This window comes from Zestomonas insulae (genome assembly GCF_016901015.1).
GTDB classification, from domain to species: domain Bacteria; phylum Pseudomonadota; class Gammaproteobacteria; order Pseudomonadales; family Pseudomonadaceae; genus Aquipseudomonas; species Aquipseudomonas insulae.
Window position 1 is genome coordinate 142,364 of the sequence record NZ_JAFEUP010000004.1, and the last position, 16,233, is coordinate 158,596.

Annotated in this window: 16 protein-coding genes; all 16 read right to left on the reverse strand. The window is 65.7% G+C overall.

Annotated elements, in window-relative coordinates; translation table 11 throughout:
* Window positions 1-16: 16 nt before the first annotated feature.
* The 16 genes from JQX08_RS14205 to JQX08_RS14280 all read right to left on the reverse strand — a co-directional run bounded on the left by JQX08_RS14205 (window position 17) and on the right by JQX08_RS14280 (window position 16,232).
* The gene (locus JQX08_RS14205) at window positions 17-1,582 is read right to left on the reverse strand and encodes an arylsulfatase (protein ID WP_205349051.1); all 1,566 of its coding nucleotides are present in this window, start codon (window positions 1,580-1,582) and stop codon (window positions 17-19) included.
* 139 nt (window positions 1,583-1,721) lie between these two features.
* Window positions 1,722-2,855, reverse strand: coding sequence for an acyl-CoA dehydrogenase family protein (locus tag JQX08_RS14210; protein WP_205349052.1), 1,134 nt, complete (start codon window positions 2,853-2,855; stop codon window positions 1,722-1,724).
* A 10-nt stretch (window positions 2,856-2,865) separates the two neighbouring features.
* Window positions 2,866-4,062 (reverse strand): acyl-CoA dehydrogenase family protein, encoded by a 1,197-nt coding sequence (locus tag JQX08_RS14215; RefSeq protein ID WP_205349053.1) that lies wholly within the window; start codon window positions 4,060-4,062, stop codon window positions 2,866-2,868.
* A 196-nt stretch (window positions 4,063-4,258) separates the two neighbouring features.
* Window positions 4,259-5,413: a thiolase gene (locus JQX08_RS14220; RefSeq protein WP_205349054.1), complete on the reverse strand. Its 1,155-nt coding sequence runs from the start codon at window positions 5,411-5,413 to the stop codon at window positions 4,259-4,261.
* Window positions 5,410-5,802, reverse strand: a complete 393-nt coding sequence (locus JQX08_RS14225; protein ID WP_205349055.1) for a Zn-ribbon domain-containing OB-fold protein — start codon at window positions 5,800-5,802, stop codon at window positions 5,410-5,412. Before JQX08_RS14225 ends, JQX08_RS14220 begins: the two co-directional genes overlap by 4 nt.
* A gap of 18 nt (window positions 5,803-5,820) precedes the next feature.
* Window positions 5,821-6,300 (reverse strand): PaaI family thioesterase, encoded by a 480-nt coding sequence (locus JQX08_RS14230; protein ID WP_205349056.1) that lies wholly within the window; start codon window positions 6,298-6,300, stop codon window positions 5,821-5,823.
* 30 nt (window positions 6,301-6,330) lie between these two features.
* Window positions 6,331-7,554 carry an acyl-CoA dehydrogenase family protein gene (locus tag JQX08_RS14235; protein ID WP_205349057.1) on the reverse strand — a complete coding sequence of 408 codons (1,224 nt, stop codon included), beginning with the start codon at window positions 7,552-7,554 and terminating at the stop codon, window positions 6,331-6,333.
* 3 nt (window positions 7,555-7,557) lie between these two features.
* Window positions 7,558-8,694: an acyl-CoA dehydrogenase family protein gene (locus JQX08_RS14240; RefSeq protein ID WP_205349058.1), complete on the reverse strand. Its 1,137-nt coding sequence runs from the start codon at window positions 8,692-8,694 to the stop codon at window positions 7,558-7,560.
* A 62-nt stretch (window positions 8,695-8,756) separates the two neighbouring features.
* The gene (locus JQX08_RS14245) at window positions 8,757-9,725 is read right to left on the reverse strand and encodes an NAD(P)H-dependent flavin oxidoreductase (RefSeq protein ID WP_205349059.1); all 969 of its coding nucleotides are present in this window, start codon (window positions 9,723-9,725) and stop codon (window positions 8,757-8,759) included.
* Window positions 9,726-9,802: 77 nt separating this feature from the next.
* Window positions 9,803-10,888 (reverse strand): Zn-dependent alcohol dehydrogenase, encoded by a 1,086-nt coding sequence (locus tag JQX08_RS14250; RefSeq protein ID WP_205349060.1) that lies wholly within the window; start codon window positions 10,886-10,888, stop codon window positions 9,803-9,805.
* 53 nt (window positions 10,889-10,941) lie between these two features.
* On the reverse strand, window positions 10,942-12,354 hold the full coding sequence (locus tag JQX08_RS14255) for a coniferyl aldehyde dehydrogenase (protein WP_205349061.1): 1,413 nt from the start codon (window positions 12,352-12,354) through the stop codon (window positions 10,942-10,944).
* Between the two features lie 12 nt (window positions 12,355-12,366).
* A complete protein-coding gene (locus JQX08_RS14260; protein WP_205349062.1) occupies window positions 12,367-13,182 on the reverse strand; it encodes an enoyl-CoA hydratase/isomerase family protein in 816 nt (271 codons plus the stop codon).
* 91 nt (window positions 13,183-13,273) lie between these two features.
* Window positions 13,274-14,422, reverse strand: coding sequence for an acyl-CoA dehydrogenase family protein (locus JQX08_RS14265; RefSeq protein WP_205349063.1), 1,149 nt, complete (start codon window positions 14,420-14,422; stop codon window positions 13,274-13,276).
* Window positions 14,423-14,519: 97 nt separating this feature from the next.
* Complete coding sequence (locus tag JQX08_RS14270) at window positions 14,520-15,356, reverse strand: SDR family NAD(P)-dependent oxidoreductase (protein WP_205349064.1); 837 nt, start codon at window positions 15,354-15,356, stop codon at window positions 14,520-14,522.
* 17 nt (window positions 15,357-15,373) lie between these two features.
* On the reverse strand, window positions 15,374-15,781 hold the full coding sequence (locus JQX08_RS14275) for a MaoC family dehydratase (protein ID WP_205349065.1): 408 nt from the start codon (window positions 15,779-15,781) through the stop codon (window positions 15,374-15,376).
* A gap of 10 nt (window positions 15,782-15,791) precedes the next feature.
* Window positions 15,792-16,232, reverse strand: a complete 441-nt coding sequence (locus JQX08_RS14280; protein WP_205349066.1) for a MaoC family dehydratase N-terminal domain-containing protein — start codon at window positions 16,230-16,232, stop codon at window positions 15,792-15,794.
* Window position 16,233 lies beyond the last annotated feature (1 nt).

The window sequence follows — 16,233 nt, forward strand, 5'->3', positions numbered from 1 at the left end:
GCTGCGACGCCTGCGCTTAGTTGGCAGGCGGCGACAGTTTCTGCAGCTTCATCATCGCCTGCTTCACTGCCAGGCTCTGGTAGCTGATGTTGGCCGGATTCAGGTTGACGCCTTCCTGGAACGGATAGCCCGGGATGGTCGCCAAGAACTTCTGCACCTGCGCCTGTACCGGGACGAACAGCCACAGCTGGTCGGCTGCCCAGCGGGTGGACATCGACGAATCCTTGCGCGCGGTCTCGAACGGATCGGCCTTGAGGTTGGTGACGGTCGGGAAGTTGGTGACGTTGCGGGTCGCCGAGGCGATCGAGCCGTCGATGGTGGCGAAGTTCACCTTCCAGTCCTTCCAGCGCAGGGCATTCAGCTCACCGCCCATACCGAAGTAGAAGTACTCCTCGCGCGGGCTGTCCTTGGCTTCACCCTTGAAGAACGGCATGAAGTTGTATCCGTCCAGGTGCACCTTGAACTGCTTGCCATTCAACTGACTGCCCTTGGCCATGTCGGCCACCAGGGTGCTGTCGCCGGCGGCAGCCGCCAGGGTCGGCATCCAGTCGTTGTGGGCGATCATGTTGTTGAAGCGGCTGCCCGGCTTGATCACCTTCGGCCATTTGACCAGCAGCGGCACGCGGTGACCGCCTTCATAGCTGCCACCCTTCTCGCCGTGGAACGGCGTGCTGCCGGCGTCCGGCCAACTGGCCTTCTGCGCGCCGTTGTCGGTGGTGTAGATGACGATGGTGTTGTCGGCGATGCCCAGCTCATCGAGCTTGTTGAGTAGCTGACCGATCTGCCCGTCGTGCTCGACCATCCCATCCGGGTACAGGCCGATACCGGTCTTGCCGTCGGACTCTTTTTTCAGGTGGGTCCAGACGTGCATGCGCGTGCTGTTGAACCAGATGAAGAAGGGTTTGTCGGCCTTGTGCGCCTTGTCGATGAAATTCTCGGTGGCCTGGACGAACTCGTCGTCGATGGTTTCCATGCGCTTGCGGGTCAGCGGGCCGGTGTCCTCGATCTTGCCGTCGGCGTAGGAGTGGATCACCCCACGCGGGCCGTACTTTTTGCGGAATTCCGGGTCTTTCGGGTAGTAGTAGGTCTCCGGCTCTTCCTCGGCGTTCATGTGGTAGAGGTTGCCGAAGAACTCGTCGAAACCATGCTTGGTTGGCAGGTGCTTGTCGCGGTCGCCGAGGTGGTTCTTGCCGAACTGGCCGGTGGTGTAACCCTGCTGCTTCATCACATCGCCGATGGTCGGCGCCCACTCGGGGATGCCGTGTTCGGAGCCGGGCATGCCGATGGTCAGCAGGCCGGTGCGGAACGGGTGTTCGCCGAGGATGAACGCCGAGCGACCGGCGGTGCAGGACTGCTCGCCGTAAGCGTGGGTGAACAGCGCACCTTCGTTGGCGATGCGGTCGATGTTCGGCGTTTCGTAGCCCATCATCCCCTGGTTGTAGGCGCTCAGGTTGTAGTAGCCCACGTCGTCGCCAAAGATCACCAGGATGTTCGGCTGGTCCGCCGCGCTGGCGGCAAAGCTGCCGGTCAGCAAGGCCGCGGCCAGGGCCAGTCCCGGCAGGCGTTTCCCTAAACGAGTCATAGTGCGCGCTCCGTTATTGTTTTCACGCTGATTGAAAAAGTATCCGCCCAGCTTGGCTGCCGGCAGTGGCGGAAGCGGGTGTAGCGGAAAAAAGCCGGGCCCGAGGGCCCGGCGAGGACAACAGGAATTGCCGTGGCGATCAGGCCACGTTCATCAGGCGACCGTAGGCGCGCAGGTGATGGTCGTCGTCGCCGAACTGGCGGGCGACCATCAGCAGGTGCTTGGCGTGGTGCGACAGCACGTATTCCCAGGTCAGGCCGATACCGCCGTGCAACTGGATGCCCTGGTCGGCGATGAAGCGTGCCGCGCGGCTGACGATGAACTTGGCGGCAGCCAGGGTACGGCTGCGCTCGTCGCTGTCCGGCGCGTCGGCCACGCAGGCAGCCAGGATGGTCATCGAGGTGGCTTGATCCAGTTCGATGCGCATGTCGACCATGCGGTGCTGCAGGGCCTGGAAGCGACCGATCACCTGACCGAACTGCTTACGGGTTTTCAGGTAGTCGAGAGTCAGCTGGCACGCCGCTTCCATGCTGCCGAGCGCTTCGGCGCACTGTGCGGCGATGGCGCGGCCCTGCTGGTAGCGCAGCGCGGCCAGCGCCTGGCCCGCTTCGCCGAGCAGCGTGGCGCTGGCGTTGTCGAGGTACAACTCACAAGCCTTGCGGGCGTCGATGGTCGGATACGCGCGACGCTCGACACCGGCGCTGCGCGGGTCGACCAGGAACAGGCTGACGCCCGCCTCGTCACGCGACTCGCCGCTGCTGCGTGCCGAAACCAGCAGCAGCCCGGCGCTGTGGCCACCGACCACGGCGGTCTTGCGGCCGCTCAACTGCCAGCCGCCATTGGCCGCCACCGCGCGGGTCTGCACGTCGTGCAGCTGGTAGTGGCTCTGCGGCTCGTCGAGGGCCACGGCCAGTTGCAGCTCGGCGCTGGCCACCTGCGGCAGCAGCTCACTTTTCTGCGCAGCGCTGCCGAGCTGGTTGATCAGCCCGCCGGCGAAGATCACCGAGTACAGGTAGGGTTCCAGGCACAGGCCGCGGCCCAGTTCGGTGGTGATCAGCATGCTGTCCACACCGTTGCCGCCGAAACCGCCGAACTCCTCGGCGAACGGCACCGAGGTCAGGCCCAGCTCGCCGAGCTGCGCCCAGAATTCGGCGCTGAAACCGGCTTCGCTCTTGAGTAGCGCCTCGCGTTGCTCGAAGCCGTAGGCGTCACGCACCAGGCGCGCCGCGGTGTCCTGCAGCATCTGCTGCTCTTCTGTCAGTTTGAAGTCCATGATCCGCCCCTTACAGCTCGAGAATCATCTTGGCGATGATGTTCTTCTGGATTTCGTTGGAACCGCCGTAGACCGAGGCCTTGCGCGAGTCGAGGTACTGGGACGCCGCGGAGGCGCTGCAGTCGCTGTGCAGCGGCGCGACGTCGGCGCCGAACTCCAACTCGTCTTCGAGCAACGGCATCGAATAGCTGCCGACCGCCTTGCTGATCAGGTAGGCGATCTGCTGACGCAGTTCGGTGCCGCGGATCTTCAGGATCGAGCTTTCCGCGCCCGGCACGCCGCCTTCGCGGGCCGCGGCGAGGATGCGCAGGTTGCTGGTTTCCAGCGCCATCATCTGGATGTCCAGTTCGGCGAGTTGCGCGCGGAACAGCGGGTCTTCGGCCAGTGGCTGGCCGTTGTACTGCTCTTCGCGGGCGACTTTCTTCAGGCGGGTCAGCCAGGCCTTGGTCTGGCCGATGCCGGCGATGCTGGTGCGTTCGTGGGTCAGCAGGTACTTGGCGCAGGTCCAGCCCTGGTTCTCCTCGCCGACCAGGTTCTCCACCGGTACGCGCACGTTGTCGAGGAACACCTCGTTGACGTCGTGCTCGCCGTCCAGGGTGATGATCGGTCGTACGGTGATGCCCGGGGTCTTCATGTCGATCAGCAGGAAGCTGATGCCGCGCTGCTGCTGCGCCTCGGGATCGGTGCGCACCAGGCAGAACATCCAGTCGGCCCAGTGGGCGGTGGTGGTCCAGGTCTTCTGGCCATTGACCACGTAATGGTCGCCGTCACGCACCGCACGGGTCTTCAGCGAGGCTAGGTCGGAACCGGCGCCCGGCTCGGAATAGCCCTGGCACCACCAGTCGTCACTGTTGAGAATCCCAGGCAGGAAGCGCGCTTTCTGCGCCTCGGTGCCGAATTTGATGATCACCGGGGCGACCATCTTGGCGCCGAATGGCACCACGCGCGGCGCGCCGGCAGCGAAGCACTCCTCGTCGAAAATATGCTTCTGCACCACGCTCCAGTCGGTGCCGCCGTACTCGGCCGGCCAGCCCGGAGCCAGCCAGCCACGCGCGCTCAGGGCACGCATCCACTGGACGCTCTGCTCTTTGCTGAAACGTTTGCCTTGCAGCCCGCGCTGGGCGGTTTCGGCCGGCAGCTGGTCGCGCAGGAAGGCCCGGACTTCGTCGCGGAAGGCGAGCTCTTCAGGCGTGAATTGGATGTCCATCGAGGAGTTCCTCACTCGTTGTTGTTGGGGCGCCGCGGGCGCCGACTTCGATGTGGGCCAGGCGACAATGGCCTGAGCACAAGATGCGAGCGGATCGAAGTATCCGATCCGCCGCCGGTGATGGCTCTAGTCCGTTTAGAGCAATTTGCCGACTCACCCCTGGCTGGTCCCTTCAGCGGGCAGCCAGGGGCGATCCTCAGAGCGCGGCGGCGCTGCCGAGGAAGGCGGTGACCTGGCTGGACAGCGTGCCGCCGTTGCCATGCAGCAGGGCGATATCGCAGCTGTCGAGCTGACGGTCGCCGGCCTGGCCACGAATCTGCGTCGCCGCCTCGAGGATCAGGAACATCCCGTACATGCCCGGGTGCACGCAGGACAGGCCGCCACCGTTGGTGTTCACCGCTAGCTTGCCGCCGGGGGCGATGTGCCCGCCTTCGACGAAGCGACCGCCCTCGCCCTTCGGACAGAAGCCGAGGTCTTCGAGGAACAGGATGGTGTTGATGGTGAAGGCGTCGTAGAGCATCACCAGGTCGACGTCGGCGTGCGTCACCCCGGCCATTTGCATGGCCCGTGGGCAGCTTTCCGAGGCGGCGGTGACGGTCAGATCGGGCATCGCCTGAATCGAGCGGTGCCACTGCGCGCCGGCCGCGCCGAGGAAGTACACCGGCTTGTTCGGCAAGTCGCGGGCCCGGTCGGCGCGCACCAGGACGCAGGCGCCGGCGCCGTCGGTGACCAGGCAGCAGTCCGCCGAGCTGAGCGGATCGCTGACCATGCGGCTGGCCAGCACGTCATCGATGCTCAGCGGGCCGCGGGCGAACGCCTCAGGGTTGAGGTTGGCCCAGCCGCGCGCGGCCACCGCCACTTCGGCGAGCTGTTCGCGCGTGGTGCCGTATTGGTGCATATGCCGGCTCGCGGCGAGGCCATAGGCGGTGATCGGATGGCGCGGGTTGTAGAAGGTTTCATGCCATTGCGGCTCGCTCATCGACACCAGGCGACCACCGCCGGCGGTGCGCTGGTTGGAGCCGTAGCAGATCAACGCCGCGCTGCACAGGCCTGATTCCAGCGCCATGGTGGCCTGCAGCAGGTGCATCTCGAAGCTCGAACCGCCGACGTTGGGACCGCCGACGAACTTCGGCTTGATGCCCAGGTACTCGCAGGCCGACAGGGTCGGGAAGGCATGCGAGCTGGTGGCGCAGAACACCCCGTCGATATCCGAGAGCTGCAGGCCGGCGTCGGCGATGGCCTTCAGTGACGCCTGGCCGAGCAGATCGAGGGCGCTGAAGCCGTGCGCTTCACCGATGCCGGCGCTACCGATGCCGACGATGGCGGACTTGCCGCGGTAAGCCTGACTCATGCCTGGTTTCCTTCGATCAGATCAAACACCACGCCGGCCACCCCGTCCTGCTCGATGATCCGCGCCTTGACGCGGCTGCCGATTGGCGCCGTCTCCAGGCCTTCGATGCGCGACATCATGCGTACGCCCTCGTCGAGATCGATCAGCGCGACGTTCTTGCTGCCGGTACGCGCACGGTTGACGGTGATCGCGTAAATGCTGCCGGTACCTTTGGCCGGCACCCATTCCAGGTCGGTCTCGCCGGTGCCGGGAATCGCCACGCGCGGATAGAACACGTAGCGCCCGGTGGACTGGCTGCGCTGCAGCATGAAGCGGCCTTCTTGCAGGAAACGTTGGTACTGCGCCTCGGGCCCGACCGGGCTGGCGGCTGGCTGCTCATTCGCTGCCATGGGGTACTCCTGATTGATTCACGATTTACGCTCCGCCAGCGTCTTCGCGTGCATGGCGGTATTGGCGATGAAGGTGCCCTTGGCGCGCGCTACCAGGCGCTCGCCATCGAACAGACTGAGGCTGGCGTTGCACAGGGTGCGGCCGAGCTTGTGCAGCTCGACGTGCGCCTCGATCCACTGCCCCGGCCGCGCCGGGCTGATGTAATCGATGCTCAGCTCGACGGTCGCCGGCGGCAACTCGAGCTTGCCGTTGATGCGGATGTAGGCGCCGAAGGCGGTGTCGGCCAGGGTGGCGAGAAAGCCGCCGTGGGCGATGTTCAGCGGATTAAGGTGCTCGGGCAGGATGCGCGCGGCGACCATACCGGTGGCGAGGTTGATGTAGACGCCCTGGCAGTTCTGCACGAAGCCGGCAGTACCACTGTTGGGCCGGCGCAACGGCTCGAAGCCGGCCGGCACCTCGGCGCTGATCTCTGGGCTAGCAATATCCATGGCACTCATGGCGAAACTCCTGCAGTACGCGGTGCCGGCCTACAGGCCGAGCACCTGCTTGGCGATGATGTTGCGCTGCACTTCGCTGGTGCCGCCGTAGATCGAAGTCTTGCGGTAGTTGAAGTAGCGCGGCAGCACCGGCGCCGCGTAGTCCGGGCCCGCACGTGGCGCATGCGGGCGGTCGTAGACCTCGGCCCAGGTGTCGCGAATGAATGGCCAGCCCTGCGGGCCGATGGCCTCGACGGCCAGCTCGCTGATCGCCTGCAGGGTTTCCGTGCCGGCCAGCTTGAGCATGCTCGAGGCCGCGCCAATCGAAGTGCCGGCGCTGACCGCGGAGAACAGGCGCAGCTCGGTGGCATCCACCGCCTCGACCTGGATTTCCAGTTCGAGCAGGCGGCGCCGGAAGTCCGCATCGTCGAGCAGCCGGCCGCCGCTGTCGGACGGTTGCGCGGCGGCGACCTGACGCACCTTGTCGAGCTGATAGCGCAGTGTCGAACCGAACGTGCCGCCGCGCTCGAACTCCAGCAGGTACTTGGCGCAGGTCCAGCCCTGGCCTTCCTCGCCGACCAGGTTGGCCACCGGCACCCGCACGTTGTCGAAGAAGACCTGATTGACCTCCTGTTCGCCAGGCATCGGCCCGTCGAGCAGCGGCAACGGGTCGACGCTGATGCCCGGGCTGGTCATGTCGATCAGCAGGAAGGAGATGCCCGCCTGCTTGCTGGCTTCGCGGCTGGTGCGCACCAGGCAGAACATCCAGTCGGCCCATTGCGCCTGGGTGGTCCAGATCTTCGAGCCGTTGATCACGTAGTGGTCGCCGTCACGGTCGGCGCGGGTCTGCAGCGAGGACAGGTCGGAGCCGGAGTTGGGCTCGGAATAGCCCTGGCACCAGAAGATGTCCGAGGCCAGCGTGGCGGGCAGGAAGCGCGCCTTCTGCGCCTCGGTGCCAAAGCGCATGATCACCGGGGCGACCATCTTCACGCCCATCGGCGAGACCTTCGGGCAGCCGGCCATGCCGGTCTCGGCCTGGAACAGGTAGCGCTGGGTCGGCGTCCAGCCCGGTCCGCCGTATTCGGCCGGCCAGTCCGGCGCCATCCAGCCGCGCGCATGCAGTTTCTTCTGCCAGCGACGCTGGCCTTCCTTGTCCAGGTAACCGGTCTTCGATTGCGCCATCAGTGCGCGCAGCTGGTCGTCGTACGCCTCGGCGATCCACGCCCGCACTTCCTCGCGGAACGCCTGTTCGTCAGCGGAATATTCAAGATTCATGCTTCAGCTCCCGGCCAGCTCGCCGTAACGGCGCAGGTGATGGTCAACCGAGCCGAACTGCTGCTCGATCACGGTGGCGCGCTTGAAGTAGTGCCCGACCGCCAGTTCCTCGGTGATGCCCATGCCGCCGTGCACCTGCACCGCGCCCTGGCCGACCGCCTTGAGCGCCTTGCCCACCCGCACCTTGGCGGCGCTGGCCGCGCGGGCGCGTTCGACCGGCGACTCGCTGAGCTTGAGGTTGGCCAGGTAGGTCAGCGCGCTGGCCTGCTCGATATGGATGTACATGTCGACCATGCGGTGCTGCAGGGCCTGGAAGGTGCCGATCGGCACGCCGAACTGCTTGCGCTCCTTGGCGTAGGCCACGGTGTCGGCCAGCATCCGCTGCATGATCCCCACGCCCTCGGCGCACAGCGCCACCAGCGCCTCGTCGAACACCACCTCAAGCAGTTCCAGGCCCTGATCCTGTGCGCCGAGCAGCGCACTGGCCGGCACCCGCACGTTGTCGAAGAACAGCTCCGCGGCACGCCCGCCGTCGACGGTCGGATAATCCTGACGACGCAGGCCATCAGCGCCCTGCTCCACCAGCAGCAAGCTGATGCCGTTGCGCTCGCGTCGCTCGCCGGCCGTGCGCACGCTGACCAGCAGGTGCGTGGCGTACGGCGCATCGAGCACCACCGTCTTGTTGCCGTTCAGCACGTAGCTGTCGCCATCGCGACGCGCGCTGAGCTGCACGTCATGCAGGCAATAGCGGCTCTGCGCCTCGTACTGCGCCCAGGCGATGCGCACCTCGCCGGCGCCGATCTGTGCGATCAGGTGCGCCGCGGACTCGCCGCCGACGCGCTTGAGCACCCCGCCACCGAGCACCACCGTGCTCAGGTACGGCTCGAGCACCAGGGCGCGGCCGAACGCCTCCATGACGATGAGGTTTTCCGTGCTGCCGCCACCCAGGCCACCCAGTTCCTCCGGAAAACCTGCCGCGAGAATGCCCAGCTCATGGGCAAAGGCCTGCCAGCAGGCCGGTCGCCAGCCCTCGGCGGAGTTGACCGCCGCCATGCGTTTGTCGAAGCCGTACTGTTCATCCAGATAGCGCGCGAGCAGGTCGCGCAGCATCTGTTGCTCGTCACTGAAGGTGAAATCCATGGCGCGGTGCTCCGGTCAGGGCGCTGCGGCGCCACCTCGCGGTGGCGCCGGCAGGCGGCGGATCAGTTGGCCCAGCGTTGGGCGGTCTGCAGGTGCGTGCGGCACTCGGCGACCATGCGCTCGAGCAACTCGGCACAACTCGGAATGTCGTCGATCAGGCCGACGCACTGGCCGGCGGTGACGATGCCGTCGTCCGGCTGGCCGGCCTCCAGCGCCGCGCGACCGCGGGCCCCGGCGACCAGGTGGCGGATGTCCTCGAACTGCGCGCCGCCCTTGCGCTCGATGCTCACCACCTCGTCGGAGATGGCGTTCTTCAGCACCCGCGCGGTGTTGTGCAGGGTGCGGAAGATCAGGTTGGTGTCGCGCTCGCTGGAATTGACCAGCGCCTGCTTGATGTTGACGTGAATCGGCGCCTCAAGCGTGGCGCAGAAGCGCGTGCCCATGTTCACCCCTTCCGCGCCGAGCGCCAGGGCGGCGGCCAGGCCACGGCCGTCGGCGATGCCGCCGGAGGCGATCACCGGAATCTTCAGCTTGCGCACCGCCTGCGGGATCAGCACCAGACCCGGTACGTCGTCTTCGCCGGGGTGGCCGGCGCACTCGAAGCCGTCGATCGACACCGCGTCGACGCCGAGGCTCTGCGCCTTCAGCGCGTGCCGGATGGCCACGCACTTGTGGATTACCTTGAGACCGGCGGCCTTGGCCCGGGCGATGTGCTCACCCGGGTTGTTGCCGGCGGTTTCCAGAATCTTCACGCCGGATTCGATGATCACGTCGAGATACCTGGCGTACGGCGGCGGATTGATCGACGGCAGCAGGGTCAGGTTGACCCCGAACGGCTGGTCGGTCAGCTGCCGGCAGCGCTCGATCTCGCGCGCCAGGTCTTCCGGGGTCGGCTGGGTCAAGGCGGTGAGAATGCCCAGACCGCCAGCGTTGGAAACCGCCGCGGCCATTTCGGCGCGACCGACCCACATCATGCCGCCCTGGATGATCGGGTAGCGGATGCCCAGCATTTCTGTAATGCGCGTTTTCATTGGCTGGCTCTCATCGAATGCAGAGGAAGAAAAGCCCGACCGGAAACAGGGGACGCCAACCGGCCGGGAACAAAGGGTTACTGGTCGAAGACGATCACCGAGCGCGCCAGTTCGCCGCGCTTGAGTTCGTCGAAGGCGCTGTTGATCTGCTCCAGCTTGATGCGCTGGGAAATCATCTCGTCGAGCTTCAGGCGACCTTGCATGTAGAAGTCGACCAGGCGCGGCAGGTCCACCGGGAAACGGTTGGAACCCATGTACGAGCCCTGAATCTTCTTCTCGCTGAGGAAGTCGAGGCCGTGCAGCTCGAGCTTGACGCCCGGTTTGATCATGCCGATCACCGTGGCGGTGCCACCGCGGCGCAACATGCCGAAGGCCTGCTCGGCGGTCTGCTTGAGGCCGATGCACTCGAACGAGTAGTGCACGCCGCCGCGAGTCAGCTCCAGCACCTGTTTGACCGCGTCGCCGTCGCGGCCGTTGACCACGTCGGTGGCGCCGAACTGCTTGGCCAGTTCGAGCTTGGAATCCAGCATGTCGATGGCAATGATCCGCGCCGCGCCGGCCAGCGCCGCACCGTTGATGGTGGCGAGGCCAATGCCGCCGCAACCGATCACCGCGACGGTTTCACCCGGACGCACCTGGGCGGTGTTGAACACCGCACCGGTGCCGGTGATCACCGCGCAACCGAGCAGCGCCGCGCGGTCCAGTGGCATGTCCTTGCGAATCGCCACGCAGGCGTTTTCGTGGACCAGCATCTGCTCGGCGAAACCGCCGAGGTTCATGAACTGTGGAATCGGCTTCTGTACGTAGCTCAGGCGCGGTTCTTCGTCGGCGCCACGCTTGGTGCTTGGCGACTGGCAGCGGTTCATATGGCCGGTGACGCAGTCGCTGCAGCAACCGCAGAACGCCGACAGGCAGGTGACCACGTGGTCGCCGGGCTTGACGCTGCGCACATCGGCGCCGACCGCCTCGACGATGCCCGCCGACTCATGACCGAGCAGCAGCGGCACTGGGTAGGGATAGGAACCATCGACCACGTGCAGGTCCGAATGGCAGACCCCGCTGGCCACGGTGCGGATCAGCACTTCGCGTGGACCGGGCTTGCTGATGCTGACTTCTTCGATGGTCAGTGGCGAACCGGGTTGATGGAATACAGCAGCTTTCATAAAAAACCTCGTGTGGGTGCGGGACGCGGCAACTCAGCCACGTCCCTGCGTGCTTAACGGCTGATCAGCGAGCTGACGATCTGGCGGACCTGCTCGACGTACGGCGGACGCATGAGGTCCGGGCCGTCGATCGGGCGGTACACCGCCTTGGCGTGGCTGAAGGTCTTGAAACCGTCCTTGCCGTGATAGGCGCCCATGCCACTGGGGCCGACGCCGCCGAATGGCAGGCTCTCGACGGTGACGTGCTTGATCACTTCGTTGATGGTCACACCGCCCGAGGTGGTGCGGGTCAGCACGAACTGCTCTTCGGCGGCATCGTTGCCGAAGTAGTAGAGCCCCAGCGGACGCGGGTGGGCGTTGATGTAGGCCACCACCTGCTGGATGGTGTGGTACGGCTTGATCGGCAGCAGCGGGCCGAAGATTTCGTCCTGCATCACCTTCAGCTCGTCGCCCGGATTGCGCAGCAGGGTCGGCGCGATCTTGTGGTGGGCCTGGTCGCTGAAATCCTCGCCGGCCGGGTTCAGCTCGATCAGCTCGACGCCCGCCTCGCGCGCTTCGCTCAGGTAACCCTGCAGGCGCTGGAAGTGACGGGCATTGATCACCGAGGTGAAGTCCGGGTTGTCCTTGAGGGTCGGGAAATAGCTGCCCAGCACCGTCTTGGCGGTGGCGATGAACTCTTCCAGCAGTTCCTCGGGGACGAACACATAGTCCGGGGCCAGGCAGATCTGCCCGGCGTTGTGCATCTTGCCGGTGATGATCTTGGTCACCGCGGCCTTGAGATCGGCCGAGCGGGAAATGATGGTTGGCGACTTGCCGCCCAGCTCCAGGGTCACTGGTACCAGATTCTCGGCCGCCGCACGCATGACGTGCTTGCCGATGCTGGTCGCGCCGGTGAACAGCAGGTGATCGAACGGCTGGCTGCAGAACGCCTGGCCGACTTCCGGGCCACCGGTGACCACCGCCACTTCGTCCTCGCTGAACACCGAACGGATCATCCGCGCCATCAGCTCGGAGGTCTGCGGGGTGAACTCCGACGGTTTGATCATCACCCGGTTACCGGCCGCCAGCGCGCCGGCGAGGCCGCCGAAGGCCAGGTTGACCGGGAAGTTCCACGGGCTGAGGATGCCGATCACGCCGAGCGGCTGGTACTGCAGCCAGGCTTCGCCGCGCTCGGTGTGGCGCTGTTCGGGCTGCATCCACTCGGTGAGCTGCGCCTTGGTCTGCTTCAGCGTGTTCAGCGGCGACAGTACTTCGGTGACGCGGGTGAAATCCTTGCTGCGATGGCCGAAATCGGCAGCCACCGCGTCGACGATTTCGTCGGCATGATCGACCAGCAGGCCGATGGCGCGGTCGATCAGCTCGATGCGTTGTGCGGCGCTGTAGGGTTCAACGGCCAGAAAGGCGGCGCGTTGCTTGTCGAGAATCGCGCGGATGTCCGCCGCACTCGAATTGGCTTGGGTGCTCATGGCAAATCTCCGTTATTTGTTGGTCGTGGCCGCTGGGGCCTTCAGCCCCTGATAGAGGGCCGGCTGCTTGCGCAGGAAGCGCCCCGCAGCCTCTTGCATGTAGGGCGAGGTCATCGCCACGGCCTGTGCGCTGGCTTCGCCGTCGAGTTGCGCCGCGAGATCACACTCGAAGGTGCGCGCCAGCAGGCGCTTGGTCATGCCGAAGCTGACCCCGGACATGTTGGCCATCGAGCGGGCCAGCTGCTCGGCGCGACCGAGGAAACTCTCGACCGGATGGACTTCCAGGGCGATCCCCAGCTGCAGCGCCTCCTGTGCGGAGACCTCGCGCGCCGAGTAGATGATTTCCTTGGCCTTCTGCAGGCCGACGATACGCGGCAGCGTGTAGGACGCGCCGATGTCCGGGCACAGGCCGAGACGGGCGAACGCCATGCAGAAGCGGGCACGCTCGGAAGCGATGACGAAGTCCGAAGCCAGCGCGATGCTGAAGCCGGCGCCGAAGGCCACGCCGTCCACCGCGGAGATCAACGGCTTGGTGAAGTCGGCTATCGCCAGCAGCAGACGGTTGTTCTCCTCCATGCGCGCTCGCACCCCAGCGGCATCGGCGGTGCCGCCCGTGCCCATGTTGCTGACGTCGCCGCCGGAGCAGAAATCGCTGCCCGCGCCGGTCAGCAGCAAGGCTTTGACCTCGGGGTTGCGGCGCACGAGGTTCAGCGTGTCGAGCAGCTCGGCGAACATCTGCACGTTGAGCGCGTTCTTACGCTCGGGGCGGGCCATGACCAGGGTGGCCAGGCCGTCATCGATGGAGAGTTCAACGGTCGACGCAGTCATCGCGATGGTGCTCCAGGCAGGGTCTGACGCCACGGCATCAGACGAACATTGGGTCGCGGCCCGCTCCAGCGGAACGGGCCGCGCGGCGCGCTTACAGGGTGCGCGCGATGATCTCTTTCATGATTTCGTTGGAACCGCCGAAGATCCGGCTGACCCGCACGTTGGCGTACTGACGGGCGATCGGGTACTCGACCATGTAACCGTAGCCGCCGTGCAGCTGCAGGCACTCGTCGACGATCACGCCGGCGTTGTGGGTGGTCCACCACTTGGCCATCGCGGCCACTTCGCCGGACAGCTCGCCCTTGAGCACCTTGACCATGCAGTCGTCGATGAAGCTGCGCGCGATGGTCGCGGTGGTCTTCAGTTCGGCCAGCTTGAAGCGGGTGTTCTGCAGCTCCAGGGACGGCTTGCCGAACAGCTTGCGGTTGCGGGTGTACTCGATGGTGTCTTCGAGCGCGCGCTCCATGGTGCCGAGGCCGCCGAGGGCGATGATCATGCGTTCCTGCGGCAGTTGCTGCATCAGCTGGTAGAAGCCCTTGCCCTCCTCCGGGCCGAGCAGGTTGCCGACCGGCACGCGCACGTCGTCGAAGAACAGCTCGGTGGTGTCCTGGCCCTTGCAGCCGATCTTTTCCAGGATGCGGCCACGGCGGAAGCCCGGCAGGTCCTTGGTCTCGACCACCACGATGGATACGCCGCGCGCGCCGAGGCTCGGATCGGTCTTGCACACCACCAGGATCACGTCGGCGTGGTAGCCGTTGGTGATGAAGGTCTTCGAGCCGTTGATCACGTAGTGATCGCCGTCGCGAATCGCCTTGGTCTTGACGTTCTGCAGGTCGGAACCGGTACCCGGCTCGGACATGGCGATGGCGCCGACGAACTCGCCGGTGGCCATCTTCGGCAGCCAGCGGTGCTTCTGCTCTTCACTGGCGTAGGCCAGGATGTAGTGGGCGACGATGCCGCTGTGCACGCCCGTTCCCAGCGCGGTGCTGATGGCGCGCGACTGCTCGTAGGCCATGATCGCGTCGTGGGCGAAGCTGCCACCGCCACCGCCGTATTCCTCAGGGATGCTGAGCAGCAACATGCCCTGCTCGCCGGCGCGGTTCCACGCCGAGCGGTCGATGTACTGCTGCTTGGCCCAGTGCTCGTCGTTAGGCACCAGTTCTTCGGCGATGAAACGTCGCACGGACTCTTGGAAGATCACCAGGTCGTCGATGATCCACGGGGATTGGTAGGCGCTCATGGGCGTTCCTCTGGGCATTCGTTGGCAGTACAAGAAAATTCGTTAGTCCGTGCGGCGCCGGCGTGGCGCCGCACGGTCACGCATCAACCGTTATGGCTTAGAAGTTGGCGCCTGGGCCGCCACCGCAGTAGATGGTCTGGCCGGAGCAGTAGTCGGACTCCGGCAGGCAGAACAGCACCACGGCACCGGCGGCTTCGGTGGCCTTGCCCGGACGACCGAGCGGGATGGTCACGCTGGCGGCGTCGAGGCGTGCCTGCTGCACACCGACCTTGATTTCGCGGCCTTCGATGTTGACGGTCTTGCTGTCGTCGCCGGCCAGCGCCTGGGTCAGGCGGGTGTCGATCAGGCCGAAGGCAACGGCGTTGACGTTGACCTTGTAGCGGCCCCACTCCTTGGCCAGCGCCTTGGTCATGCCGAGGATGCCGGCCTTGGCCGACGAGTAGTTGGCCTGACCGGCGTTGCCACCGGCGGCGCCGGAGGAGATGTTGACCACTTTGCGCAGCACTTCGCGGCCTTCGGCGGCGTCTTTCTTGGCCAGGGCGCTGAAGATCGGCTGGGCGGCACGCAGGATGCGGAACGGTGCGGTCAGGTGGCAGCCGATGATGGCGTCCCACTGCTCGTCGGTCATCTTCTGGATCACGTTGTCCCAGGTGAAGCCGGCGTTGTTGACGATGATGTCGACGCTGCCGAAGGAGTCCATGGCGGTCTTCAGCAGGCGATCGGCGAAATCATCCGCGGTCACGCTGCCGATGCAGGCAACGGCTTCGCCACCGGCGGCACGGATGTCGGCGACGGTCTGCTCGGCCGGCTCCTGATCGAGGTCGTTGATGACGATCTTGGCGCCCAGGGCAGCCAGTTGCAGGGCCACTTCACGGCCGATGCCACGGCCGGAACCGGTGATCAGGGCAACTTTGCCTTCGAGTTTCTTGCTCATGATGTTCTCCTCTGGATTCAAGCGTTGAGCGCGACGATGGCTTCGCCGCTGAGTTTGATTTCGCCCGCCTGGTTGCGAGTGGTGATCTCCAGGCGCACGGTGCCGGCCGCTTCATCCTTCTCGACGACCTTGCCGGAACAGGTGATCTGGTCCTGCAGGTGGGTGATGGCGACGAAGCGCACCGAGTAGTGGCGCAGCTGTTCCTGCGCCACCCAGTTGGTCAGCAGGCGAGCCAGGTAGGCCATCGACAACATGCCGTGGGCGAACACGTCGGGCATGCCGGCTTTCTTGGCGAAGTCGATGTCGACGTGGATCGGGTTGTGGTCGCCCGAGGCGCCGCAATACAGCGCCAGGGTCGTGCGGTTGATCGGTTCGGTGGTGAACGCCGGCAGCTCGTAGCCGACTTCGATTTGGGCAAGGTTCATGCTCGGCTCCTCAATTACGCACGACGAGGCTGTTACGCAGCTCCGCCACCAGATCGCCCGCGGCGTTGGTCACGCGGGTTTCGCGGACCACGAACTCGAGGGCGCCGCCCTTCTTGTCGTAGATGTCGACGATCTTGCTTTCGAAGGTCAGGCGATCACCGACGTAGGCCATCTGGTGGTAGGTGAAGCTCTGCTCACCGTGGAGGATCTTGCCGAGGTCGATCTTCAGGCGGCTGAGCATCGAGCTCGAACCACCGGCTTCCATGTCCAAGCAGAACAGGAAGGTCGGCGGCACCGGCAGGTGCTTGTAACCGGCGGCACGCGCCGCCTCGGCGTCGCTGTAGCGCGGGTCATGCTGGCCGGTGGCCTTGGCGAAGAAACGCAGGCGGCCGGCTTCGACCTCCTGGGTGTGGTTGGAAACCACGGCGCCGATATGGCTCTTGTCGATCATG